We start from the raw sequence: 25471 nt of genomic DNA, 5'->3' as shown, positions 1-25471 counted from the left end.
GCACTCATTCGCGACCCACCGGCCCGCGCCAGCCGGTCACCGGCAGGTCGAACTTGTTGACGAGTCGATCGGTGAAGGGCGCCTCGTGCAGGCGGGCGAGCCGCACCGGCACCGGTGACCGACGCACGACGACGCGCGCACCCGGCGGCAGATCGAACATCCGCCGCCCATCGCACCAGATCACCGCGGCCGCGTCGGTGCGCTGCAGCACCTCGACGGCGAGCGACGATTCCGGCCCCACGACGATCGGTCGTGCGAACAGTGCGTGCGCGCTCAGCGGCACGAGCAGCAGCGCCTCGACCGTCGGCCACACGACCGGACCCCCGGCCGAGAACGAGTACGCCGTCGACCCGGTCGGCGTCGACATCACCACGCCATCGCAGCCGAACGACGACAGCGGCCGGCGGTCGACCTCGATCACCACCTCGAGCATGCGCTCGCGTTCGGCCTTCTCGATGGTCGCTTCGTTCAGCGCCCACCCCTCGTAGACGACCTCGGTGCCGACCTTCGCCCGCACCGACAGCGTCATGCGCTCTTCGACCGTGTAGTCGCGCGCGAGCGCCCGCGTCACGGTGTACCCGAGATCGTCCCGTTCGCTCTCGGCGAGGAACCCGACGTGACCGAGGTTCACCCCGAGCAACGGGATCGGCAGATCGCGGGTGAGCTCGGCGGCCCGAAGGATGGTGCCGTCGCCGCCGAGCACGATCGCCAGTTCGATCCGGGCCGGGTCGATCTGCTCGAGCGGGCGCACCCGGCCGTTCAGGTCGGGCAGGTAGGCGTGCACATCGTCCCAGTGGTCCTCGGCGATGACCGGCACCGCCCCCTCGGCGAGCAGCTGCGCGCACACCTCCCGGGTGGCCTCGAGCGCGGCCTCGCGGCCGGTATGGGCGACCACGAGGAAGTGACGTGCCTGGTTCACCGGGCTCCTCCTGTCAGGCCCTCGATACGACCCAACCATTCTGTCGGATGCCCGCCCGCACCCGGACGCAGATGCAGCAGGAACTCGCGATTGCCGTGCGTTCCGGCGATTGGGGAGGAGAGCACACCGCCCACACCGAGACCGAGGTCGAACCCGGCCCACATCACGCCCGCGACGGCATCCGCCTGCAGCGCCGCATCCCGGACCACCCCTTCGCGCACGCCCCCGCGCCCGACCTCGAACTGCGGCTTGACGAGCAGCACGAACTCGGCGGCCTCGTCCGCGGTGCGCCGCAGCGCGGGCAGCACCGTGGTGAGCGAGATGAACGAGAGATCGGCGGTGACCAGCGTCGGCCGCTCGGCGACCCCGGTCAGTTCGGCGAGCCGTTCGGCGTCGAGGTCCCGCACGTTGCAGCCCTCGACGAGCACCAATCCGGGTGCGCCGACCAGTGACGGCGCGAGCTGCCCGTGTCCGACGTCGACCGCGAGCACCTGCCGCGCGTCGCGCTCGAGCAGCACCTGGGTGAACCCGCCGGTCGACGCGCCCGCGTCGAGCACGACGCGGCCCGCCGGATCGACGTCGAATCCGTCCAGCGCCGCGATCAACTTGTGCGCAGCGCGGCTCACGTAGTGGTCGACCTCGTCGACCTCGAGTCGGGCGTCGTCGCCGACCCGGTGCGACGGTTTCACGACGGGTCGCCCGTCGACCCGCACCGCGCCCGACGCGATGAGCGTCGCCGCGTGCGTGCGCGACCGGGCGAGCCCGGCGTCGGCCAACGCCGAGTCCAGGCGTCGCTGCACCACCGTTCAGCCGCCCGCTGCCGGATCGGATCGCTCGAGCGACTCGCGCAGCCGGTCGACGAGCGACTGGTACCGGACCCCGCGTTCGGCGAGCGGTGCACCCTCGATCGCGTCGAGTTCGTCGCGGATCTGCGCGGCGCGCTCATCATCGGCGGCGCCGGTCTCGGAGGGATCGGCGCTCGCCTGATCGGATGCTTCGTCGGTGCTCACGCCCTCAACGGTACCCCGGCCCGACGACGCGGCTCCGGTTCAGGCGTACAGCCGCTCGGGGACCTCGAGCGCATGGATCGGCGAGCCCGACTCCCAGATGACGGCGCACGCGGCGCGCAGGGCGTCGATGCCGTCACCAGATTCGACGACGACCCGCCGGCCGTCGAGCCGGACCCGCGCCTCGCGGACCCGCACTCCACCGCGCACCCGCTCGATCTCGGGATACGGCTCGTGCAGGTCACGCAGGTCGCGCAGAACGTAGTCGGGTCGGCTGGCGGCGTCGGCCGCGAGCACCTGCTTGGCACGATCGATCCCGGTGAGCACCATCGCCGACCGCATGCCTGCCCGGTTCGCACCGAGGATGTCGGTGTCGAGCCGGTCGCCGACGACGAGCGGATGCTCCGCACCGAAGCGCGCCCGCGCCTCCTCGAAGATCGGGGTCTCGGGCTTGCCCGCCACGAGCGGGAATCGCCCGACCGCGGTGTGCACCGCCGAGACCAGCGTGCCGTTGCCCGGCGCGATGCCGCGGGCGACGGGGATGGTCCAGTCCATGTTCGTGGCGATCCACGGGATGCCGTGCTCGTCGGCGAACCCGCCGGCGTTCAGCGCGAACGACGCTTCGGCCAGCTGCGTCCACCCGACGTCGGGGGCGAACCCCTGCACCACCGCATCCGGACCGTCGTCGGCCGACCGCGTCACGCGGTAGCCGTGCCGGTCGAGTTCGGTGACGATCCCCTCGCCACCCACCACGAGCACGAGCGCGCCGGGGGCGACGACATCGGCGAGCAGGCGCATGGCGGCCTGCGGGGAGGTGACGACATCGGTGGGCGCGACCGTCAGGCCGAGCTCCTCGAGATGCGCGGCGACGGATGCATCGCTGCGCGACGCGTTGTTCGTGATGTACCCGACCGCGCGGTCCCGGCGGGCGAGGTTGAGCGCGTCGATCGCGTACGGAATCGCATGCGGCCCCGCGTAGACCACGCCGTCGAGATCGAAGAGCACGGCGTCGACGCCGTCGAGCGGCGTCCGCGACTCAGGCCTGCGGAACAGCGCCATCGCCGTCCTCGGTGGAAGCGGGTTCGGTCTCGGCGAGCAGTTCGGCCACCTCGGGCTCGAGCGCGTCCTCGGGCGCCGCCTCGGATGAGCCCTCGGGCACGGTGTCGGCATCGAGCGCGGGCTCCGCCGGAGCATCCGTCTCCTCGACCTCGATCTCGACTTCGACCTCGACCTCGTCGATGTCGTACACCTCGAAGACTTCCGCGTCAGCCGGGTCGGCGATCGCCTCGGCCGCGTGCGCGGCCAGGGCGCGCCAGTCGGATGCCTCGACTCCCCGCCCGAGCTCGTCGAGCACCTCGGCGTACGCCGAGAACAGCGCCGGGCTGTAGCTGAATGCACGCGTGCGATCGAGCTGCGGGATCTCCAGTTCGGCCAGGGCCAGCTCGGGCTGCTCCAGGTCGAGTCGGGCACCGGACATGGCGATCGCGAGCGCGACCTGCACCGGTGCGGCGAGCGTGGTCCGGTCGACCGATCGGCCGAGTTCGAGCGCTCGATCGGGTCGGCCGACACCGCGTTCGCTGTCGACCATCAGCGGCAGCTGATCGTTGCGACCCGAGATGCGCCGGTACGTCCGCAGCTCGCGCAGGGCGAGCGCGAAGTCGCCGGTCTCGTACGCGGTGATCGCGACCGTCTCGCGCACCACCGCGACGCGACCCGCGCGTCGTGCGGCCGCCAGTGCGTGCCGGTGCGCGAGCTGCGGATCCTCGGCGAGGAGTTCGGATGCTGCGGCAAGGTGCCGCGCCACCCACTCGGCGTTCTCCTTGCTCAGCGTCTTCAGCTCGGCCCGAGCCTCGCGGTTCAGCGACCTCGCTTCGATGTGCTCGGGAACCACGGGGTCGTCGTGGCGCGGGCGATCCTCGTACGAGCGAGCGGACGAAGGCCGGTCGCTCCGAGACCAGTCGTCGTTCCGACCGCGCTGCGGCCGCGAGTCGCGCCGGTCGTCGCGAGACCCGTAGGCGGGCTTCCCGCCGCGACGATCGTCGCGCTGGGCGCCCGACTGTCCGCCGCGGTGGTCGTCGTTACGACGGTATCCCGTCGTACGCGCCGAACCCCGATCGTCGCCGCGAGGCGATCGACGCTCGTCCGACGGAGCACGATAGCCGCCCGACCGCCGCTCCTCACCGTCGCGGCGGTACCCGCCCGACGGACGACCCTCACCCTGCGACCGATACCCGCCACCAGACCGACGATCATCCCCGTCACGGCGATACCCGCCCGACGGACGACCCTCACCCTGCGACCGATACCCGCCACCAGACCGACGATCATCACCATCACGGCGATACCCGCCCGACGGACGACCCTCACCCTGCGACCGATACCCGCCACCAGACCGGCGGTCATCACCGTCGCGGCGATACCCGCCCTGAGGCGATCCGGTGCCCCCGTCGCGGCGCGGGCGATCGACTCGGCGTCGGTCGTCGGCGGGGCGCTCGCCACCGTTGCCGGCCCGAGGTGCGGACCCCGACGACCGCGGGCGATCGTACGGCTTCCGCTCGCGACCGTCCCGCTGGGGAGCGCGTCCGCCGCGGCGATCGTCGCGGTTGTTCGACGAGGGCTCTCGTCGACGATCCGGCCGGTCGTCTCCGACCGGGCCCTGACTCGAATCGCTCACGAGAGTCCTCTCGACATGGGAGTCCGTTCGGACTCAACCGTACTGCGGCCGGCTTCGCGCCGGCCGAAAACGCAGAAGGGGCCACCCGTCCTCGGGTGGCCCCTTCGCTCAATAGTTGTCCGGCGGTGTCCTACTCTCCCACAGGGTCGCCCCTGCAGTACCATCGGCGCTGTCAGTCTTAGCTTCCGGGTTCGGAATGTGTCCGGGCGTTTCCCTGACGCTATGGCCGCCGAAACTCTAGAACCAACGTGTCCTGTCCCGGGTGTTTCTCCGGGGGTGGGGGTTGGTGGTCTGTGTTTCGAACTGTGTGCACTGTTCGATTGTGTGTTGGGTTTCCGTCTGAAGGGAACCACAGAGTGGACGCGAGCAACCAGGAAATTCTTTGAACTGGAATGGGTGGTTGTCAAGTTGTTGGCTTATTAGTACCGGTCAGCTGCACAAGTCGTTAGTCCTTGCTTCCACATCCGGCCTATCAACCCAGTCGTCTACTGGGAGCCTCTCCCCCTCGAAAGGGGATGGAAATCTCATCTCGAGGCCGGCTTCCCGCTTAGATGCTTTCAGCGGTTATCCATCCCGAACGTAGCTAACCAGCGGTGCTCCTGGCGGAACAACTGGCACACCAGAGGTTCGTCCAACCCGGTCCTCTCGTACTAGGGTCAGATCCTCTCAAATTTCCTACGCGCGCAGCGGATAGGGACCGAACTGTCTCACGACGTTCTAAACCCAGCTCGCGTACCGCTTTAATGGGCGAACAGCCCAACCCTTGGGACCTACTCCAGCCCCAGGATGCGACGAGCCGACATCGAGGTGCCAAACCATGCCGTCGATATGGACTCTTGGGCAAGATCAGCCTGTTATCCCCGAGGTACCTTTTATCCGTTGAGCGACAGCGCTTCCACAAGCCACTGCCGGATCACTAGTCCCGACTTTCGTCCCTGCTCGACCTGTCAGTCTCACAGTCAAGCTCCCTTGTGCACTTACACTCGCCACCTGATTGCCAACCAGGTTGAGGGAACCTTTGGGCGCCTCCGTTACTTTTTGGGAGGCAACCGCCCCAGTTAAACTACCCACCAGGCACTGTCCCTGAACCGGATCACGGTTCGAAGTTAGACATCCAGAGTGACCAGAGTGGTATTTCAACAACGACTCCACGAACACTGGCGTGCCCGCTTCAAAGTCTCCCACCTATCCTACACAAGCCACACCGAACACCAATACCAAGCTGTAGTAAAGGTCACGGGGTCTTTCCGTCCTGCTGCGCGTAACGAGCATCTTTACTCGTAGTGCAATTTCGCCGAGTTCGCGGTTGAGACAGCTGGGAAGTCGTTACGCCATTCGTGCAGGTCGGAACTTACCCGACAAGGAATTTCGCTACCTTAGGATGGTTATAGTTACCACCGCCGTTTACTGGGGCTTAAATTCTCAGCTTCGCCTTGCGGCTAACCGGTCCTCTTAACCTTCCAGCACCGGGCAGGCGTCAGTCCGTATACATCGTCTTGCGACTTGGCACGGACCTGTGTTTTTAGTAAACAGTCGCTTCCCACTGGTCTCTGCGGCCACTCCACGCTTCCCCCAGCAAGTGGGTTCACGTTTCGGGCCCCCCTTCTCCCGAAGTTACGGGGGCATTTTGCCGAGTTCCTTAACCACGATTCTCTCGATCTCCTCGGTATTCTCTACCTGACCACCTGAGTCGGTTTGGGGTACGGGCGGCTGGAACCTCGCGTCGATGCTTTTCTCGGCAGCATAGGATCACCCACTTTTCATCCGCATCGCGTCTCAGCCATCATGAACCGCGGATTTGCCTACGGTTCGGCCTACACGCTTGCCCCGGGTCAACCATCGCCCGGGTTGGGCTACCTTCCTGCGTCACACCTGTTAATACGCTCACCGCACCAGACCGGGTCCCACGCTCCCCACCACGATGCCCCCCGAAGGGAACGGTGTGATGGTTCGGATGGTTAGCATTACTGGATTGGTGTGGGCGGTTCTTCGCCGGTACGGGAATATCAACCCGTTGTCCATCGACTACGCCTGTCGGCCTCGCCTTAGGTCCCGACTTACCCAGGGAAGATTAGCTTGACCCTGGAACCCTTGGTCTTCCGGAGGACGGGTTTCTCACCCGTCTTTCGCTACTCATGCCTGCATTCTCACTCGTGTGCCGTCCACGGCTGGATCACTCCGCCGCTTCACCCGGCACACGACGCTCTCCTACCGATCCGCACGACTGGACCACGAAGGCCTATCGATAATGCGAATCCCACGACTTCGGCGGTGTGCTTGAGCCCCGTTACATTGTCGGCGCGGAATCACTTGACCAGTGAGCTATTACGCACTCTTTCAAGGGTGGCTGCTTCTAAGCCAACCTCCTGGTTGTCTGTGCAACTCCACATCCTTTCCCACTTAGCACACGCTTAGGGGCCTTAGTCGGTGGTCTGGGTTGTTTCCCTCTCGACGATGAAGCTTATCCCCCACCGTCTCACTGCTGCGCTCTCACTTACCGGCATTCGGAGTTTGGCTGACGTCAGTAACCTGTTGGGGCCCATCGGCCATCCAGTAGCTCTACCTCCGGCAAGAAACACGCAACGCTGCACCTAAATGCATTTCGGAGAGAACCAGCTATCACGAAGTTTGATTGGCCTTTCACCCCTATCCACAGCTCATCCCCTCCATTTTCAACTGAAGTGGGTTCGGTCCTCCACGACGTCTTACCGTCGCTTCAACCTGGCCATGGATAGATCACTTCGCTTCGGGTCTAGGACCTGCGACTGAATCGCCCTATTCAGACTCGCTTTCGCTACGGCTACCCCACACGGGTTAACCTCGCCACAAATCACTAACTCGCAGGCTCATTCTTCAAAAGGCACGCCGTCACAGCTACAAGGCTGCTCCGACGGATTGTAAGCGAACGGTTTCAGGTACTATTTCACTCCCCTCCCGGGGTACTTTTCACCTTTCCCTCACGGTACTTGTCCGCTATCGGTCATCTGGGAGTATTTAGGCTTACCAGGTGGTCCTGGCAGATTCACACGGGATTTCTCGGGCCCCGTGCTACTTGGGATACCTCTCCGGGCGGCACGACATTTCGGCTACGGGACTCACACCCACTCCGGTCCGGCTTTCAATCCGGTTCGCCTATACCATGCACAATCACCGTGGCTGTCCGGCAGAACAGCCCGAAAGGTCCCACAACCCCGACCATGCAACCCCTGCCGGGTATCACACATGACCGGTTTGGCCTCTTCCGCTTTCGCTCGCCACTACTCACGGAATCACGGTTGTTTTCTCTTCCTGTGGGTACTGAGATGTTTCACTTCCCCACGTTCCCTCTACCCGCCCTATACATTCAGGCGGGAGTCACCAGGTCACCCAAAGGGCCTGGCGGGGTTTCCCCATTCGGAAATCCTCGGATCACAGCTCGTTTATCAACTCCCCGAGGCTTATCGCAGATTACGACGTCCTTCTTCGGCTCCAGATGCCAAGGCATCCACCGTTCGCTCTTAGAAACTTGAAACCACACATGAGTTCAAAGAAACCACCAACCCCCGAAAGGGCCGGCGGCGACCAATGAATAAGTCAACAACACCCTCCCCCCAAAAGAGAGAAGATGCTGCAGAACAAATTCGAAACAACAACAAGGTTGTTTCTAAGATGCTCGCGTCCACTATGTAGTTCTCAACAGACGGCCAGAACCCCCACCCCACACCACCAACCGGTGATGCTTCATGAAGGCCTGAAGAAACCCGCCAACCCCGAAAGGTCGCGCCCGGTCCCTCAGGACCCAACAGCGTGCACGCACCGACCCCGCCCGCCCCGACCGTTCCAACCAACCCCGAAGGGCCGGCGTACTGAATCAACACGCTTGCGATCGATGCCTATGTCAATGTTCCACCCATGAGCACCCAGCAGGAACATTCGCCCTGCAATGGGCCTCCTGGAACCAGCAAGCTGGTCCAGTGCTCCTTAGAAAGGAGGTGATCCAGCCGCACCTTCCGGTACGGCTACCTTGTTACGACTTAGTCCTAATCACCGATCCCACCTTCGACGGCTCCCTCCACAAGGGTTGGGCCACCGGCTTCGGGTGTTACCGACTTTCATGACTTGACGGGCGGTGTGTACAAGGCCCGGGAACGTATTCACCGCAGCGTTGCTGATCTGCGATTACTAGCGACTCCGACTTCATGAGGTCGAGTTGCAGACCTCAATCCGAACTGAGACCGGCTTTTTGGGATTCGCTCCGCCTTACGACATCGCAGCCCTTTGTACCGGCCATTGTAGCATGCGTGAAGCCCAAGACATAAGGGGCATGATGATTTGACGTCATCCCCACCTTCCTCCGAGTTGACCCCGGCAGTCTCACATGAGTCCCCACCATTACGTGCTGGCAACATGCGACGAGGGTTGCGCTCGTTGCGGGACTTAACCCAACATCTCACGACACGAGCTGACGACAACCATGCACCACCTGTAACCGAGTGTCCAAAGAGTTCACCATTTCTGGCGCGTTCTCGGTCATGTCAAGCCTTGGTAAGGTTCTTCGCGTTGCATCGAATTAATCCGCATGCTCCGCCGCTTGTGCGGGCCCCCGTCAATTCCTTTGAGTTTTAGCCTTGCGGCCGTACTCCCCAGGCGGGGCGCTTAATGCGTTAGCTACGACACGGAAACCGTGGAAAGGTCCCCACATCTAGCGCCCAACGTTTACGGCGTGGACTACCAGGGTATCTAATCCTGTTCGCTCCCCACGCTTTCGCTCCTCAGCGTCAGTAAGTGCCCAGAGACCTGCCTTCGCCATCGGTGTTCCTCCTGATATCTGCGCATTCCACCGCTACACCAGGAATTCCAGTCTCCCCTACACCACTCAAGTCTGCCCGTACCCACTGCAGGCTAGAGGTTGAGCCTCTAGATTTCACAGCAGACGCGACAAACCGCCTACGAGCTCTTTACGCCCAATAATTCCGGACAACGCTCGGACCCTACGTATTACCGCGGCTGCTGGCACGTAGTTAGCCGGTCCTTTTTCTGCAAGTACCGTCAAGGCACAAGGCCCCTTCTTCCTTACTAAAAGAGGTTTACAACCCGAAGGCCGTCATCCCTCACGCGGCGTTGCTGCATCAGGCTTGCGCCCATTGTGCAATATTCCCCACTGCTGCCTCCCGTAGGAGTCTGGGCCGTGTCTCAGTCCCAGTGTGGCCGGTCACCCTCTCAGGCCGGCTACCCGTCGACGCCTTGGTGAGCCATTACCTCACCAACAAGCTGATAGGCCGCGAGTCCATCCCAGACCGAAAAAACTTTCCACCCCGAACCATGCGATCCAGGGTCATATCCGGTATTAGCTCCGATTTCTCGGGGTTATCCCAGAGTCCAGGGCAGGTTACTCACGTGTTACTCACCCGTTCGCCACTAATCCACCCCACAAGTGAGGCTTCATCGTTCGACTTGCATGTGTTAAGCACGCCGCCAGCGTTCGTCCTGAGCCAGGATCAAACTCTCCAAAAAAAAATTCAATCACTGACAGAGAAACAACTGACTCTCGCCAAATTGTCCATCAATCAAAGGAATCCCACCCACCCCAAAAAAGAGGCAGGCCAGGGTTCAAAAAATTGGCATTGAACATAGTGCACGCTGTTGAGTTCTCAAGAAACGGACGCTCTCGCTTCGTCACCCTGACGGATGACTCACTCGAGGCTTACGTCTCCACTCGGGCATCCCGTGAAGGGACGGATCCGAATGCTTCGACCAGCCCGAACCGAGTGGCTCGTTCTGATCGGGAATCGCTGCTAGTTGAGGGCCGGTGAGCTTTTCGCTCTCTCGCTCCCTTTGCGGCAACGAGTGATTACTTTACGGAGATCCACCCCCTCCTGCAACTCGGGCTTGCATCCCGGGCGTGTCGCGCGGATTCCTGCGGATCTCGCCCGACCCGCCGGGCGCCTCGCGTTCACCGCCACCGCGGCGGGTCGACGCCGAGCCGGTGGGGCGGTGCGGGCCACTCGAGCGGACCATCGGCACCGACGACGGCCGGCGCGGTCGTGCGCACCGCGACGTCGCCGACGTCGAACCGTCGCCGGTGCGGTTCGCGCTCGGCATCCGTGAGCGCTGCCCCGGGTGCACGCACGTCGGTTCGCGGGAGGGCGAGGAGTTCGGCCGCGGTGCGCCGCAGCGACAGCCGCACGCGACCGGTGCGCCGGCCGTGTCCGCGGAGCTGGGAGGTCACCGCGGCGGCGAGCAGGTAGCCGGTCGCGTGGTCGAGCGCCTGTGCCGGGAGCGCGCCGGGCAGTCCGTCGTCACCCTCGACCACGGCGACGCCCGACGCCGCCTGCACGAGACTGTCGAATCCGCGGCGCTCCCCCGCCTCGGCGTGGTCGCCCCAGGCTGACAGCGAGGCCACGACGAGGTGCGGATGCCTCGACCGCAGCGCTCGAGCGTCGAGCCCGAGTCTCGTCATGGCCGCCGGGCGGTAGCCCGTGACCACGACGTCGGCATCGCGGGCGAGCGCGTCGAACACGGCCCGATCGCCGCGTCGCGCGAGATCGAGCAGCGTCGTGCGTTTGCCGGCGCCGGTGTCGACATGCTGCCACGCGAACTCGGGCGACCTCGGCGAATCGATGCGCAGCACGTCGGCTCCGAGCAGGGCGAGAGTCCGAGTGCCGACGGGCCCGGCGATCACCCGGGTGAGGTCGAGCACGCGGACTCCGGCGAGGGGGCGATCGGGCCGGTCGGATGCCTCGCGGCGCCCGGTCGGGGTGGTGAGCTCGCCGTCGCCGTCGCCGAGGTCGACGATCGGACGCGCCCGCCACGCGGCATCCGTCGCAGGGTCTTCAGCGCGCACGACGACGCAGAGCCCGCCAGCCGACTCCACCTCCGCGGCGAGGTCGGCGGCCGTCCGCGGCAGGATCGCATCGGCGACGGCCTCGCGCGTCGCGTCGTCGGGCACGGCGAGCACCCGGCGCAGCACGCGGGCGTGGTGCGGGTAGTTGCCATGGGTGCGCACCCAGCCGTCGGCGGTGCGCCAGAATCCCGACAGCGGCGACCAGACGTCGGGAGCGCGACCGTCGACGAGCAGGTCGCGGTCGCTCGTGAACGCCACCGCGATGCGATCGCCGTCGAGCCGCAGTCGAGTGCGCCGCGCACGGTCGCCATCGCCGGCGGCCCCGGCGAGCGACGCGGCGGCGACCGACCCGACGGCCAGCGACGAGACATCCAGCCGGGCCGGAAGCGGAGCCTCGGGCAGCCGGTCGAGATGTTCGAGCTCGCCGAGATCGCGACCGAGGTCGGCCCAGACGCGTCCGACGAGTGCGCGGGCGACCTCGTCGGACATCGCACTCACTCCACGAAGAGGCCCGCGAGGGTCTTCTTGCCGCGACGCAGCACCGAGACGCCGCCCGGCAGAGCACCCGATACCGTCGCCGTGTCGTCCTCGACCCGGACGCCGTCGAGCGTCACACCGCCCTGGGCGATCGCTCGCCGCCCATCGCCGAGGCTCTCGACGAGTCCGGTCTCGAGCAGCGCCTGCAGCACGGGCGTTCCGCTCGCGACCGTCGCGTTCGGCAACTCGGCGAGCGCACTGCGCAGGGTCGCCGGATCGAGCGCAGCGAGATCGCCCTTGCCGAAGAGCGCCTCGGACGCGGCGACGACAGATTCGGTCGCCTCGGTGCCGTGCACCAGGGTGGTGACCTCGAGCGCGAGCCGTCGCTGCGCCGCGCGCCGGAACGGCTCGGATTCCACCAGCGCCGCGTGCTGTTCGATCTCGTCCCTGGTCAGGAACGTGAAGACCTTGAGCCGCTCGATCACATCGGCATCATCGGTGTTGAGCCAGAACTGGTAGAAGCGGTACGGACTGCACATCTCGGCATCGAGCCAGATCGCGTTGCCCTCGCTCTTGCCGAATTTCGTGCCATCGGAGTTGGTGACGAGGGGCGTGCCGATCGCGTGCACGCTCGCGCCCTCGACCCGGTGGATGAGATCCGTGCCGCTCGTGAGGTTGCCCCACTGGTCGCTGCCGCCGGTCTGCAGCACGCAGCCGTACTGGCGATGCAGCTCGAGGTAGTCGTAGCCCTGCAGGATCTGGTAGCTGAACTCGGTGTAGCTGATGCCGGCGTCGGAGTTGAGCCGGGAGGCCACTGCGTCCTTCTTCAGCATCGTGCCGACCCGGTAGTGCTTGCCGATCTCGCGCAGGAAGTCGATGGCGCTGAGGCCCGCCGTCCAGTCGAGGTTGTTGACCAGCCGCACCGCGTTCGCGCCCTCGCTCGAGAGGAACCGGGAGACCTGGGACTGGAGGTACCCCACCCACTCGGCCACGGTCTCCCTCGTGTTGAGCGTGCGCTCGGCCGTGGGCCGCGGGTCGCCGATGAGCCCCGTCGACCCGCCGACCAGGCCGAGCGGGCGGTGCCCGGCGAGCTGGAGACGGCGCATGACGATGAGCTGCACGAGGTTGCCGAGGTGCAGGCTCGGGGCAGTCGGGTCGAACCCGCAGTAGTAGGTGATCGGCTCACCGGCGAGCAGGGTCTTGAGCGCGGCCGGGTCGGTCGAGACGTGCACGTGGCCGCGCCAGACCAGTTCCTCCCAGACGTCCTCGAAGGACGCGTCGTTCTGCTGGGTCGCGAGGATCACGGGGTCTGACACGAGTGCAAGGGTACCTGACTCATCGAGCGGCCCTGAGTCAAGGCTGGATCATTGATTTCATATGATAAAGCCTGTAGCCTTGATATTGCCGAATCAATGCTTCAACGTGAAAGGACGCTCGCATGTTCGTCATCACCGCGGACCAGGTCGGCAGCCGCCGAGGACGCGACCAGGCATCCGAGCTCATCGGCCGCCTCGAGGCGGCCGCCGGCGACCGCCTGCTCCTCCCGCCCGATCAGACCGCGGGCGACGAGATCCAGGCCATCACCGACTCGGCCGACAGCGCACTCGCCCTCACGCTCGAAGCGACCCGCGACGGCCACTGGAGCGTCGGCCTCGGCATCGGCGACGTGCGCATGCCGCTGCCCGACGCAGTGCGCAAAGCGAGCGGGCCGGCGTTCATCGCCGCACGCGACGCGGTCGACGCCGCGAAGCGCGCCGAGGGGCGCATCGCCCTGCGGAGCGGGCACGCTGCGACGGCCGCGCGGGCCGAGCACGTCGAGGCGCTGCTCCGGCTCCTGGTGCTGCTGCGGCACCGCCGCACCCAGCCGGGCTGGGAGGTCGTGGACCTCGCTCGCGCGGGCCGCCCGCAGAAGGAGATCGCGACGCTGCTCGACATCACCCCCGCCGCGGTCAGCGCCCGACTCAAGGCTGCGCTCTGGCGCGCAGAGGACGCGGCCGTGCCGGCGATCGCCGCGCTGCTGGCCGACCTCGACGCGGCGTCGGTCGAGACATCCGAGGACGCATCCTCGACGTGAACCGAGTGCGCGCGCGTCGCCGCCCCGCGACGGCCGCCCTCGCTACACTGCTCGGAGCCGTGCCCTGCCGCGGCGCGGAAGGAGCCTCGTGAATACGGTCGTCCTCGCCGATGCCGCGGCCTGGGTCGTGCTCGTGCCGACCCTCATCGCCGCCGCGGGCCTCTCGGTGCTCGCGTACTTCCGCCCCAACCGACTCGTGGTGTGGATCGCCGCCGCCGCGCTCGGCGCCGCCGTGGTGGCGGCGGCGTCGCTGTCGGAACCGGCGCGCTGGGGCGGCGTCGTGATCGCCCTCCTGGCACTCACCACGGGCATCTTCGGCGGCGGCCCGGCTGCGGGCGCAGCCCTCTCGCTCGCCATGGGCTCCGTCTCCCCCGGACTGCACGGCGGCATCCTCATCGCCCAGCAGGGCGCCGACGGGCAGACCATCGCGAGCGCGCCGCGTCGCGAGGTGCTGCGCGGCGGGCAGACGATCGGCGTGCTCGAGCGCATCGCCACCGCCGGGACGATCATCGCCGGGTTCCCCGAGGGACTCGCCATCGTCGTCGCCGTGAAGGGCGTCGGCCGATTCACCGAACTCGACGCGCCCGAGGCCCGCGAGCGGTTCATCATCGGCACGTTCGCCAGCCTGATCTGGGCGTGCGCCGCGGGGCTCGTGGCGCACTTCGCACTGCGCTGAGCCCGGCCCGCAACGCCGAACCGGCGGCGTGGGTTCAGTCGTGCGACCTGGCGTGCCGCCGATACGGCGATACGCCAGGATCACCCGCGACCGCGAACCGCCACGGATACGCCGCTCCCCCGCCGGCGCCGCTCACCCCGGTGCGAGCGGTCGAGACGACCGCCGTCGGCGGCGCGGCCGGCACCAGCAGCCGGAACGGCGGCGCGAGCAGGTCGGCCCCCGACGCCGACAGCGGCACACCGAGCGCGACGGCCAGGCGGGCCGGCCCCCTCGCGAGGTCTCGGTCGGATGCCCCGCCCCGACGCGACCGCGCCAATTCGAGCCCCTCGACCACCGTGGCCCCGCGCAGCAGGACCGCACCGGCTGCGCCCGGCGCATGGCCCACGACGTTCAGGCACGTGTGCATGCCGTACGTGAAGTAGGCGTACAGCCGCCCGGGCTCGCCGAACATCACGCGGGTGCGCGGGGTCGGTCCGCGGTGGGCGTGCGACCCCGGGTCCTCGCCGAGTCCGCGGTACGCCTCGACCTCGACCAACCGCACCGCGACCGTGCCGTCCGCGGTCTCGTGCGCGAGCACCGCGCCGAGCAGACGCGGCGCGAGCTCGACCGGGTCGACCGCGAAGAACGATCGATCCGGGACGACGAGCCGGGCCTCGGGTGGAGTCGGCTCGGACGGGTCCGGCCCGCTCAGCGGCGCCCCTCGGGCAGGGCCTGCACCAGTCGGCGCACCCGCTCGGCGAGCGCCGCCTGCTGGTCGGCGACCCGGTCGGGCGCCGTGCCGCCGATGCCGTCGCGGCTCGCGACCGACCCCTCGACGCTCAGCACGCTGCGGACCTCGGGCGTGAGCCGGGGATCGATCGCGGCGAGCGCCGCATCGTCGACCTCGTCGAGCTCGAGCCCGTGCTGTTCGGCGTAGCGCACGAGCGAGCCGGTGATCTCGTGGGCGTCGCGGAACGGCACCCGGCGCTTCACCAGCCACTCGGCGACATCGGTCGCCAGCGAGTATCCGGCCGGCGCGAGCTGCGACATCCGATCGGTGTCGAAGCGCAGCGTCGCGACCATGCCCGTGAACGCCGGCAGCACGACCTCGAGCGTCTCGACCGAATCGAAGACCGGCTCCTTGTCCTCCTGCAGGTCGCGGTTGTACGCGAGGGGCAGGCCCTTGAGCGTGGCGAGCAGACCCGACAGGTTGCCGATGAGCCGCCCCGCCTTGCCGCGCGTGAGCTCGGCGATGTCGGGGTTCTTCTTCTGCGGCATGATGCTCGACCCGGTCGAATAGCCGTCGTCGAGGGTGACGAAGCCGAACTCGCGGGTGTTCCAGATGATGACGTCTTCGGCCAGGCGCGACAGGTTCACGCCGATCATCGCGGCGATGAACGCGAACTCGGCGACGACGTCGCGGCTCGCGGTGCCGTCGAGGGAGTTCTCGGCCGGTGCGCCGAGTCCCAGGTCGGCGGCGACCTGCGCGGCGTCGAGGCCGAGCGTCTGCCCGGCGAGCGCGCCGCCGCCGTAGGGCGAGACATCCGCGCGCTTCGACCAGTCGACGAGCCGCTCGAGATCGCGCGAGAGCGCCCAACCGTACGCGAGCAGGTGGTGTGCGAGCAGCACCGGCTGGGCGTGCTGCAGGTGGGTGCGGCCCGGCATGATCGCGGTGCGGTGCGCGTCGGCCTGCGCCGAGAGGGCATCGACGAGGTGCACGAGTTGCTCGCCGATGACCGCGGCGTGATCCTTCAGGTACAGGCGCACGAGCGTCGCGATCTGGTCGTTGCGGCTGCGGCCGGCGCGCAGTTTGCCGCCGAGCTCGGGGCCGACCTCGGCGATGAGCGCGGTCTCGAGGGCGCCGTGCACGTCCTCGTCGGACTCCTGCGCGACGAGTTCGCCCGATTCGATGCGGGCCGCGAGGGCGTCGAGTCCGGCGAGCATCGCGGTCAGCTCGTCGGCGTCGAGGTATCCGGCCGTCGCGAGGGCGCGGGCGTGCGCGCGCGAACCGGCGAGGTCGTAGGGGGCGAGCTGCCAGTCGAACTGGGTCGACTTCGAGAGCCGTGCGAGCTCGGGCGACGGCCCGGTGGCGAAGCGCGCGCCCCAGAGCGAGCCTTCGTTGGTGCCGTGTGCCGTGGCGTTGTCGTCGGCCATCAGGCGTCCTTCCGTTCGAGCAGCCAGGCGAGCAGCGCCTTCTGCGCGTGGAGTCGGTTCTCGGCTTCGTCCCAGACCACCGACTGCGGGCCGTCGATGACGTCGGCCGCGACCTCGACCCCGCGGTAGGCGGGCAGGCAGTGCAGGAAGATCGCGTCGTCGGCCGCATGCGCCATGAGCGCCGCATCGACGATGAAGCCGTCGTAGCGGGCGAGGCGCTCGGCCTTCTCGCCCTCCTGCCCCATCGACACGAACGTGTCGGTGACGATGACGTCGGCGCCGGCGGCGGCCGCAGCCGGATCGGTCGTGACCAGCACGGACCCGCCGGTCGCCGCGGCGATGCGTTCGGCGTCGGCGACGACATCGGCCCGGGGCGCGGATGACTCGGGCGCCCCGATGCGCACGTGCATGCCGGCGGTGGTGCCGGCCAGCAAATACGAGTGGGCCATGTTGCTCGCGCCGTCGCCGAGGAACGCGACGGTGAGCCCGACGAGCTCGCCCCGGTGCTCGCGGATGGTCTGCAGGTCGGCGAGCAGCTGGCACGGGTGGAAGTCGTCGCTCAGCGCGTTGACCACCGGGACGGTCGTGCCCTCGGCCATCTCCTCGAGCCCCGACTGGGCGAACGTGCGCCACACGACCGCGGCGACCATGCGCTCGAGCACGCGCGCGGTGTCGGCGATCGACTCCTTGCCGCCGAGCTGGCTCTCGTTCGACGAGATGATGAGCGGCACGCCGCCGAGGTCGGCGATGCCGACGGCGAACGACACCCGGGTGCGGGTCGACGTCTTGTCGAAGACGACCGCGACCGTCTGCGGGCCGTCGAGCGGGCGTGCGGCGAACCGGTCGGCCTTCAGGCGGGCCGCGAGGTCGAGCACCTCGGCCTGCTCGGCCGGCGTCAGGTCGTCGTCGCGGAGGAAGTGGCGGGTCATGCGGCTCCTTCGAGCGATCGGGTCGGGTGGGCTCGTGCGGGCGCGGGCGCGGGCGTCATGCGCATCATCGGTCGCCGTCGACGGCCGCGAGCGCGCGCGCGAAGCGCTCGGCGAACTCGTCGAGCTCGGCGTCGCCGATGATGAGCGGCGGTGCGATGCGGATGGTGCGATCGTTCGCCGCGTTCACGATGAGCCCGGCATCGAGCGCGGCGAGCGAGAGCCGTTCGGCGATCGGTTCGGCCAGCGCCACGCCGACGAGCAGCCCCCGACCGCGGACGCCGGTGACCAGCGGCGAGTCGATGCCGAGGACGCGCTCGCGCAGTTGCACGCCGCGGCGCGCGGCGTTCTCGACCAGGCCCGCGCTCTCGATCTCACCGAGCACCGCGTTCGCGGTCGCGGTGGCCAGCGGGTTGCCGCCGAAGGTCGAGCCGTGCATGCCCTTCTGGTACAGGTCGGATGCCTCGCCGAAGGTCACGAGTCCGCCGATGGGGAACCCGCCGCCGATGCCCTTCGCGACCGTGATCGCGTCGGGCACGATGCCGGCGTGCTGGAACCCGAACCAGGCGCCCGTGCGCCCGGCCCCGGTCTGGATCTCGTCGACGACGAGCAGCGCACCGTGCCGGCGGGTGAGCTCGCGTGCGGTCTCGAGGAACCCGTCGGGCAGCTCGACCACGCCGGCCTCGCCCTGGATCGGCTCGACGAAGAGCGCGGCGACCGTGTCGTCGATCGCCGCCTCGAGCGCTTCGATCGTGGCGGGGATGTGCTCGACGCCGCCGGCGAGCGGTTCGAACGGCTGGCGCATGTGCGGCTTGCCGGTGAGGGCGAGCGAACCCATGGTGCGCCCGTGGAACGCGTCGACGAGCGCCACCACCCGGGTGCGCGCGCCGCCCGAGTTGTTGAGGCGGGCGAGCTTGAACGCCGCCTCGTTCGCCTCGGCGCCGGAGTTGCCGAACCAGGCCCGGCCGGCGTCGCCGGCCCCCGTGAGTCGGGCGAGCCGCTCGGCGAGCTCGATCGCGGGTTCGGTCGCGAAGTAGTTCGACACGTGAGCGAGCGTCGCCGCCTGCGTCGACACCGCCTCGACGAACACGGGGTGCGCGTGCCCGAGGGAGTTCACCGCGATGCCGGCGAGGAAGTCGAGGTACTCGCGCCCCTCGTCGTCCCACACCCAGGCGCCCTGCCCGCGGACGAGTTTGCGCAGCGGCATCCCGATCGATCGCATCAGGCGCGTGCCGAAGCGCTGCTGCCACTCGCTCATGCCGCCACCACCTCGGTGCCGATGCCCTGCTGGGTGAACACCTCGAGCAGGATCGAGTGCGGCACCCGCCCGTCGATGATCGCCGCCTTCGGCACGCCCTGCTCGACCGCGTCGAGACAGGCGCGCATCTTCGGGATCATGCCCGACTCGAGCGACGGGAGCAGCGCGGCGAGCTCGGTCGCGTCGATCTCGGAGACGAGCGAGTCGCGGTTCGGCCAGTCGCGGTAGAGACCGGCGACGTCGGTGAGGATGACGAGCTTCGCCGCGCCGAGTGCGACGGCGAGCGCTGCCGCGGCACTGTCGGCGTTCACGTTCAGCGACTGCCCCGGCTGGTCGGCGTCGGGGGCGATCGAGGAGACCACGGGGATGCGCCCGGCCTGCAGCTGCGCCTCGACGGCGGCCGGGTCGACCGCGACGACGTCGCCGACGAGGCCCAGGTCGAGTTCGACGCCGTCGACCTCCACACCGCGGCGGCGGCCGGTGAACAGGCCGGCGTCCTCGCCGGACAGCCCGGCGGCGAGCGGCCCGTGCGCGTTGATGAGGCTCACGAGCTCGCGGTTCACCTGGCCCGACAGCACCATGCGCACGACGTCCATCGCCTCGGGGGTGGTGACCCGGTAGCCGCCGCGGAACTCGCTCGGGATGCCGAGACGCTCGAGCATCGACGAGATCTGCGGGCCGCCGCCGTGCACCACGACGGGTTTGATGCCGGCGTAACGTAGGTAGACCATGTCCTCGGCGAACGCGCGCTGCAGCTCGGGGCTGACCATCGCGTTGCCGCCGAACTTCACGACGATGGTCTCGCCGTGGAACCGCTTCAGCCAGGGCAGGGATTCGATCAGGGTGGCCGCCTTCTCGGCGGCGGTGGCGGCCCGGTCGTCGGCCGCGGGGGTATCGGTGTCGTCGGTCATCTCAGCTCGAGTAGGCGCTGTTCTCGTGCACGTAGTCGTGCGTGAGGTCGTTGGTCCAGATGGTGGCGGATGCCTCGCCCGCGTGCAGCTCGATCAGCACGTGCGTCGCGCGCGGCGTGAGATCGACCTCGTCGCGCGGTCGGTCGGGACCGCCGGCATGGCACACGCGGACGCCGTTCATCGTGACATCCACGAGGTACGGATCGAATGGTGCGCTCGTGGTGCCGATGGCGGCGAGCACCCGGCCCCAGTTCGGGTCGTTGCCGAAGACGGCGGCCTTGAACAGGTTGTTGCGGGCGACCGAACGGCCGACCTCGACGGCGTCGTCCTCGGTGACCGCGCCGACGACCTCGATCGTGATGTCGTGGCTCGCGCCTTCGGCGTCGCCTTGCAGCTGGGTCGCCAGGTCGCGGCACGCGTCGGTGAGGGCCGCGGTGAAGGATGCCTCGTCGGGCGCGACGCCCGACGCCCCGCTGGCGAGCAGCGTCACCTGGTCGTTCGTCGACATGCAGCCGTCGGAGTCGAGCCGGTCGAACGTGACCCGGGTCGCGGCGCGCAGCGCGCGGTCGAGCACCGCCGCCGGCAGGTCGGCGTCGGTGGTGAGCACCACCAGCATCGTCGCGAGCCCCGGCGCCAGCATGCCGGCGCCTTTCGCCATGCCGCCGATCGACCAGCCGTCGCCGGCGACCACGACGGTCTTCGGCTTCGTATCGGTGGTCATGATGGCGCGCGCCGCATCGGCGCCGGATGCCTCGTCGGCGCCGAGCCGGTTCACCGCCGACAGCACGCCCTCTTCGAGGACCTCGCCGTCGAGCTGGTCGCCGATGAGCCCGGTCGAGCAGACCAGCACATCACCCGCCGAGACGCCGAGCGCCTGCGCCGCGGCCTCGGCGGTGCGGTGCGTCACCTGGAAGCCCTGGTGGCCGGTGAAGCAGTTCGCCCCGCCCGAGTTGAGCACGATCGCGCTCACGACGCCGTCGGCGGCGACCTGCTGCGACCAGAGGATCGGGTTCGCCTTCGCCCGGTTCGAGGTGAACACGGCGGCGGCCGCCTGCGACGGGCCGCGGTTCACGATCACGGCGAGGTCGAGTGCGCCGGTGCGCTTGATGCCCGCCGCGATGCCGGCGGCGTCGAATCCGGAGGGAGCGGTCACGGTCACGGCGCGACTCCGTTCACGGGAAGACCGGTCGACTCGGTGAGGCCGAGCGCGAGGTTGGCCGACTGGATGGCGGCGCCCGCGGTGCCCTTCACGAGGTTGTCGACCGCGGTGACCACGACGACGCGGCCGGCGGCCTCGTCGACCGCGAGGCCCATGAGCGCGGTGTTCGCCCCGAGCACATCGGCGGTGCGCGGGAACTGCCCCTCGGGCAGCAGCTGCACGAACCGCTCGCCCACGTACGCGTCCTCCCAGGCGGCGCGCACGGTCGCCGCGTCGACGCCCGGCGCGATGCGCGCCGTCGACGTCGCGAGGATGCCCCGCGACATCGGCACGATCACCGGCGTGAACGAGATCGTCGGCGCCGCCGCACCCGCCCAGCACAGCGCCTGCTGGATCTCGGGGATGTGCCGATGCACCCCGCCGACCGAGTACGGGTTCGCCGAGCCCAGGATCTCGGCGCCGAGCAGGTGCGCCTTCAGGCTCTTCCCGGCGCCGGACGGGCCGACCGCGAGCACCGACACCAGGTCGGTCTCCTCGATCACCCCCGCCCGGATGCCCGGCGCCAGCGACAGCGCGACCGTGGAGGCGTTGCATCCGGGCGCCGCGATGCGACGCGTCCTGGCGAGCCGATCGCGCTGGGTGCCGCTCACCCGCGGCAGCTCGGGCACCCCGTACGTCCACGCGCCGTGGTGCTCGCCGCCGTAGAACGCCGCCCACGCGTCGGTCGACTCGAGCCGGTGGTCGGCGCCGCAGTCGATGACGAGCGTGTCGTCGGCCAGCTCGGCCGCGATCGCACCGGACGCGCCGTGCGGCAACGCGAGGAAGACGATGTCGTGTCCGGCGAGGGTCTCGGCCGACGTCTCCTTCAGCGTGAGATGCGTGAACGTGCGCAGGTGCGGCTGCACCGAGACGAGCGGCTGACCCGCGTTCGAGTGCGCGGTGACGGTGCGGACCTCGAACTCGGGATGGTCGGCGATGAGCCGGAGAAGCTCTCCTCCGGCATAGCCGGATGCGCCGGAAACGGCGACGGAGTAGGTCATGGATCCACCTTATGGGCTGTGCGGAACGGGATCGGAGCCGGCGACTCCCCGCACAGCACGGCGGATCACGCCGTCGCGGGGGTCGCCTCGATTCGGCGGCCGCTACGGCGTCGGCGCGCGACGACGGAGTGCGTCGCGATGGGCCGGCCGGTGAGCATGCAGCGACGATAGCGGGCCGTCGGCCCACGGTGCAAACCGAGCGGATGCTTCGCCGTCACGCAGCGCCTCACCTGCGGGCGTGCACCCAGGCGAGATCGATCAGCGAGGCGAGCACCTTCTGGTCGATCGTCGACAGCCGTCCCACCCAGATGCAGTCGACGCCGCGCTTCAGTTTGCCGAGCCGCTCGAGGAGTTCGTCGCTGCCCGGTGCCGTCTGGAGGCCGTAGAGCGAGATCGACGCCTTGCGCGGCGAGAACCCGACGATCGGCCAGTCGCCCTCACGCCCCGACGCGTACCGGAAGTGCTGCAACCCGTACCCGACGATCGAGGGCCCCCACATCACCGCATCGGTGTCGGTGACCCGGTCGAACAGCTCGCGCAACGCGAACCCGTCGTCGCGTCGGCCGGCCGGCTCGACGGCGCCGAGGAACGCGGCGACCGACTCCCCCGTCGGCAGGGTCTTCGGTGACTCGGCCATGCCTCAGCGTATCGCCGAAGGCGGGACATCCGCTGCCCCGCCTTCGACGATGGGTCTGCGCCGACCGGACGGTGCGCGGACCGTGCGCCCCGCCGACCGGCGCCGGTGCGCTGGGCCGGACCGTGCGCCCGGCCGGACCGTGCGCCCGACCGGACCGTGCGCCCGGCCGGACCGTGCGCCCAATCCGCTGACTCGCGGATCGCCCTACTCGCGGATCGCCGCGCCCGTTCGCTCGCCCGCGAGCGCCGCACCGGCGAGCTTGGCCTCGCTCGCCTCGGCCGCGGTGAGCGTGCGGTCGGCCGCGCGGAAGCGCAGCGCGAACGTGAGGCTCTTGCGATCCTCGGCCACACCCGAGCCGCGGTAGTCGTCGACCAGCGCGAGGTGCTCGAGCAGGTCGCCCGCGCCCTCGCGGACCGCGCGCTCGACGTCGGCGGCGGGCACGTCGCGCGCCACCACCAGCGAGAGGTCTTGTGTGGCAGCGGGGTACGTGCCGATCGAGTGCGCCTCGACCGGCTCACCGGCCGCGATCACAGCGTCCAGGTCGAGCTCGGCGACCGCGACGACGCGCGGCAGGTCGAGCTCCTCGGCGATCGCCGGATGCAGTTCGCCCGCGTACCCGATGACGGCGTCGCCGAGGCGGATCTCGGCCGTGCGGCCCGGGTGCAGCGCGTGGTGGCTCCCCTGCGAGAACGCGACCTCGACCCCCGCGGCGAACGCGATCTCGCGCACGCGGTCGAGCGCGTCGGCCAGCCCTGCGGCGACCGCGACCTGACCCGGCGCCTTGTCGACGACATCGCCGAGGAGCAGCACGGCCGCGTGCCGCGGCTGCGCGGGGATCCCGGCGTTCAGCGCCGCGAGCTCGGCGTCGGCGGGCAGCGCGGCGCCGACCGGCAGCTCGGCGCTGCCGAGCACGCCGTCGGCGGACGGCAGGAACACGAGGCCGAGCTCGAACAGGTCGAGATCGGTGAACCCGCGCGAGAGGTTGCGGCGCGCCACACCGATGAGGCCGGGCAGCAGCGAGCGACGCAGGTACGGGGTCGACGCGTCGAGCGCGTTCGCCACCTTCACCTGCGGCACGGATGCCCCGTCGACGCTGCCGAACCGCAGGTTCTCGTCGGCGGTCACGAACGGGAACGCGAGCACCTCGGTCGATCCGGCACCGGCCAGCACGTCGGCGACCTGCTTGCGCAGTCGCTGCGAACGGGTGAGGCCGCGACCGGGAGGCGCAACCGGCAGCACCGACGGGATGCGGTGGTAGCCGACCAGGCGGGCCACCTCTTCGGTCAGGTCCTGCTTGAGCTGGAGGTCGGGGCGCCAGCTCGGCGGGACGACTTCGAAGCCGGCGTCGGTGCGGGTGACGGCACCGCCGATCTCGGCGAGCGCGTCGTGCACCTCGTCGTCGGTGACATCCACGCCGACCAGCGCGGTCACGAATCCGTGCGGCAGCAGGATCGGAGCCCGACCCTGGGCCTCGCCGACGATCGAGCCGGTGTCGGCCGTGCCGCCGGCGAGTTCGACCATGAGCTGGGCCACGCGCGATGCGGCGGCTTCGGCGATCTGCGGGTCGACTCCGCGCTCGAAGCGCTTGGATGCCTCGCTCGGCAGCTTGTGGCGACGCGCGGTGCGCGCGATCGACACCGGGTCGAAGTTCGCGGCCTCGATGAGCACGTTGCGGGTCGACTCGCCCATCTCGGTGTCGGCTCCGCCCATGACGCCGGCCAGCCCGATCGGTCCGCGGTCGTCGGTGATGAGCAGGTCTTCGGCGTGCAGGTCGCGCTGCTTCTCGTCGAGGGTCGTGAGCTGGTCGCCCCGCTGCGCACGTCGCACCACGATGCCGCCCTGCAGGCGGTCGAGGTCGTAGCCGTGGATCGGCTGGCCGAGCTCGAGCATCACGTAGTTGGTGATGTCGACGAGCAGCGACAGCGAGCGGATGCCCGCGAGCTTCAGCCGCGCGATCATCCACGCCGGCGTCGGACGCGTCGGGTCGACACCGCGCACGACGCGGGTCGCGAAGACGCTCGCGCCGGCCTTGCCGCGGATCGGCGCCTCGTCGCGGATCTCGACGGGGAACGCGTCGCCCGCGACCTCGGCCACCTCGGCCCGCTCCACCGGGTCGCGGAACCGGGCGCCCGTGGCGTGCGCGTACTCGCGCGCCACACCGCGGATCGAGAACGCGTAGCCGCGATCGGGCGTGACGTTGATCTCGATCGCCGCGTCGTCCAGGCCCAACAGCGCGATCGCGTCGGTGCCGACGGGCGCCTCGATGCCGAGCGTGGACAGGCGCAGGATGCCGTCGTGGTCCTCGCCGAGACCGAGCTCGCGCGCCGAGGCGATCATGCCGTCGGAGACGTGCCCGTAGGTCTTGCGGGCCGCGATCGGGAACGGGCCGGGCAGCACCGCACCCGGCAGGGTGACCACGACCTGGTCGCCGACGAAGAAGTTGCGCGCACCGCAGACGATGCCGCGGATCGCCGGTCCGTTCGCTTCGACAGGCTCAGCGAGCTTCTCCGTCCCCGAGCCGGTCGAAGGGTCGGGTGCGACCCGCACCTGGCACCAGCGGATGGTCTTGCCGTTCGACTGCGGCTCCTCGACGAAGTCGAGCACCTCGCCCACCACGATCGGGCCCGAAACCTCGAACGTGTGGATGTCTTCTTCTTCGAGGCCGACCTTCACCAGGGCGGCGTGGACGTCCTCGGGCGTGGTGCCCGGCACGAGCTCGACGTACTCGGCGAGCCAGCTCAGGGGAACTCGCATGGG

General features: G+C 68.9%; 19 protein-coding genes and 3 rRNA genes. 2 read left to right on the top strand and 20 right to left on the bottom strand.

The features are described from left to right. Nucleotides 1-4 precede the first annotated feature (4 nt). The 11 genes from MTO99_RS03175 to tyrS all read right to left on the bottom strand — a co-directional run bounded on the left by MTO99_RS03175 (nucleotide 5) and on the right by tyrS (nucleotide 13216). Nucleotides 5-919, bottom strand: coding sequence for an NAD kinase (locus MTO99_RS03175; protein WP_243556902.1), 915 nt, complete (start codon nucleotides 917-919; stop codon nucleotides 5-7). Continuing rightward, nucleotides 916-1719, bottom strand: coding sequence for a TlyA family RNA methyltransferase (locus tag MTO99_RS03170; RefSeq protein ID WP_243558917.1), 804 nt, complete (start codon nucleotides 1717-1719; stop codon nucleotides 916-918). Before MTO99_RS03170 ends, MTO99_RS03175 begins: the two co-directional genes overlap by 4 nt. A 6-nt stretch (nucleotides 1720-1725) precedes the next feature. Next, a complete protein-coding gene (locus MTO99_RS03165; RefSeq protein WP_243556900.1) occupies nucleotides 1726-1929 on the bottom strand; it encodes a hypothetical protein in 204 nt (67 codons plus the stop codon). A 39-nt stretch (nucleotides 1930-1968) separates the two neighbouring features. Next, nucleotides 1969-2985, bottom strand: coding sequence for an HAD-IIA family hydrolase (locus MTO99_RS03160; protein WP_243556898.1), 1017 nt, complete (start codon nucleotides 2983-2985; stop codon nucleotides 1969-1971). Further along, nucleotides 2963-3817, bottom strand: a complete 855-nt coding sequence (locus MTO99_RS03155; protein ID WP_243556896.1) for a hypothetical protein — start codon at nucleotides 3815-3817, stop codon at nucleotides 2963-2965. Before MTO99_RS03155 ends, MTO99_RS03160 begins: the two co-directional genes overlap by 23 nt. Continuing rightward, the gene (locus MTO99_RS03150) at nucleotides 3784-4425 is read right to left on the bottom strand and encodes a hypothetical protein (RefSeq protein ID WP_243556894.1); all 642 of its coding nucleotides are present in this window, start codon (nucleotides 4423-4425) and stop codon (nucleotides 3784-3786) included. The genes MTO99_RS03155 and MTO99_RS03150 overlap by 34 nt, the downstream gene beginning before the upstream one ends. 292 nt (nucleotides 4426-4717) lie before the next feature. Further along, a 5S ribosomal RNA gene (gene rrf, locus MTO99_RS03145) occupies nucleotides 4718-4834 on the bottom strand. Nucleotides 4835-4999: 165 nt separating this feature from the next. Beyond that, nucleotides 5000-8111, bottom strand: a 23S ribosomal RNA gene (locus tag MTO99_RS03140). 453 nt (nucleotides 8112-8564) lie between these two features. Then, nucleotides 8565-10093 (bottom strand): 16S ribosomal RNA (locus MTO99_RS03135). Together the 16S, 23S and 5S rRNA genes form the textbook arrangement of a ribosomal RNA operon. Before the next feature lie 439 nt (nucleotides 10094-10532). After that, a complete protein-coding gene (locus tag MTO99_RS03130) occupies nucleotides 10533-11912 on the bottom strand; it encodes a CoA transferase (protein ID WP_243556892.1) in 1380 nt (459 codons plus the stop codon). A gap of 5 nt (nucleotides 11913-11917) precedes the next feature. Further along, complete coding sequence (gene tyrS, locus MTO99_RS03125; protein ID WP_243556890.1) at nucleotides 11918-13216, bottom strand: tyrosine--tRNA ligase; 1299 nt, start codon at nucleotides 13214-13216, stop codon at nucleotides 11918-11920. A gap of 122 nt (nucleotides 13217-13338) precedes the next feature. Between tyrS and MTO99_RS03120 the strand changes: the two genes are divergently transcribed. Both MTO99_RS03120 and MTO99_RS03115 read left to right on the top strand, forming a co-directional pair. Then, on the top strand, nucleotides 13339-13974 hold the full coding sequence (locus MTO99_RS03120) for a SatD family protein (RefSeq protein WP_243556888.1): 636 nt from the start codon (nucleotides 13339-13341) through the stop codon (nucleotides 13972-13974). Between the two features lie 88 nt (nucleotides 13975-14062). Next, nucleotides 14063-14650, top strand: a complete 588-nt coding sequence (locus tag MTO99_RS03115) for a hypothetical protein (protein WP_243556886.1) — start codon at nucleotides 14063-14065, stop codon at nucleotides 14648-14650. A gap of 34 nt (nucleotides 14651-14684) precedes the next feature. Here the strand turns inward: MTO99_RS03115 and MTO99_RS03110 are convergent, their stop codons facing one another. The 9 genes from MTO99_RS03110 to pheT form a co-directional block, all read right to left on the bottom strand. Next, entirely contained in the window at nucleotides 14685-15341 is a 657-nt protein-coding gene (locus MTO99_RS03110; RefSeq protein ID WP_256461046.1) for a DNA-3-methyladenine glycosylase, read from the bottom strand. Continuing rightward, complete coding sequence (argH, locus tag MTO99_RS03105) at nucleotides 15338-16783, bottom strand: argininosuccinate lyase (protein WP_243556883.1); 1446 nt, start codon at nucleotides 16781-16783, stop codon at nucleotides 15338-15340. Before argH ends, MTO99_RS03110 begins: the two co-directional genes overlap by 4 nt. Continuing rightward, on the bottom strand, nucleotides 16783-17712 hold the full coding sequence (gene argF, locus MTO99_RS03100) for an ornithine carbamoyltransferase (protein WP_243556881.1): 930 nt from the start codon (nucleotides 17710-17712) through the stop codon (nucleotides 16783-16785). Before argF ends, argH begins: the two co-directional genes overlap by 1 nt. 64 nt (nucleotides 17713-17776) lie before the next feature. Beyond that, on the bottom strand, nucleotides 17777-18967 hold the full coding sequence (locus tag MTO99_RS03095) for an acetylornithine transaminase (protein ID WP_243556879.1): 1191 nt from the start codon (nucleotides 18965-18967) through the stop codon (nucleotides 17777-17779). Then, nucleotides 18964-19878: an acetylglutamate kinase gene (gene argB, locus MTO99_RS03090; RefSeq protein WP_243556877.1), complete on the bottom strand. Its 915-nt coding sequence runs from the start codon at nucleotides 19876-19878 to the stop codon at nucleotides 18964-18966. The genes MTO99_RS03095 and argB overlap by 4 nt, the downstream gene beginning before the upstream one ends. 1 nt (nucleotide 19879) lies before the next feature. Further along, entirely contained in the window at nucleotides 19880-21037 is a 1158-nt protein-coding gene (argJ, locus tag MTO99_RS03085) for a bifunctional glutamate N-acetyltransferase/amino-acid acetyltransferase ArgJ (protein WP_243556875.1), read from the bottom strand. Beyond that, complete coding sequence (gene argC, locus MTO99_RS03080) at nucleotides 21034-22077, bottom strand: N-acetyl-gamma-glutamyl-phosphate reductase (RefSeq protein WP_243556873.1); 1044 nt, start codon at nucleotides 22075-22077, stop codon at nucleotides 21034-21036. Before argC ends, argJ begins: the two co-directional genes overlap by 4 nt. 226 nt (nucleotides 22078-22303) lie before the next feature. Continuing rightward, nucleotides 22304-22714, bottom strand: a complete 411-nt coding sequence (locus MTO99_RS03075) for a DUF1801 domain-containing protein (RefSeq protein ID WP_243556871.1) — start codon at nucleotides 22712-22714, stop codon at nucleotides 22304-22306. A gap of 204 nt (nucleotides 22715-22918) precedes the next feature. Continuing rightward, on the bottom strand, nucleotides 22919-25468 hold the full coding sequence (pheT, locus tag MTO99_RS03070; protein WP_243556869.1) for a phenylalanine--tRNA ligase subunit beta: 2550 nt from the start codon (nucleotides 25466-25468) through the stop codon (nucleotides 22919-22921). Nucleotides 25469-25471: the final 3 nt, after the last annotated feature.

The organism is Agromyces larvae, from assembly GCF_022811705.1.
In the GTDB taxonomy this organism is placed as follows: Bacteria; Actinomycetota; Actinomycetes; order Actinomycetales; family Microbacteriaceae; genus Agromyces; species Agromyces larvae.
The sequence above is the reverse complement of the archived record's forward strand: the minus strand, read 5'-3'. Positions and strand labels throughout refer to the sequence as shown.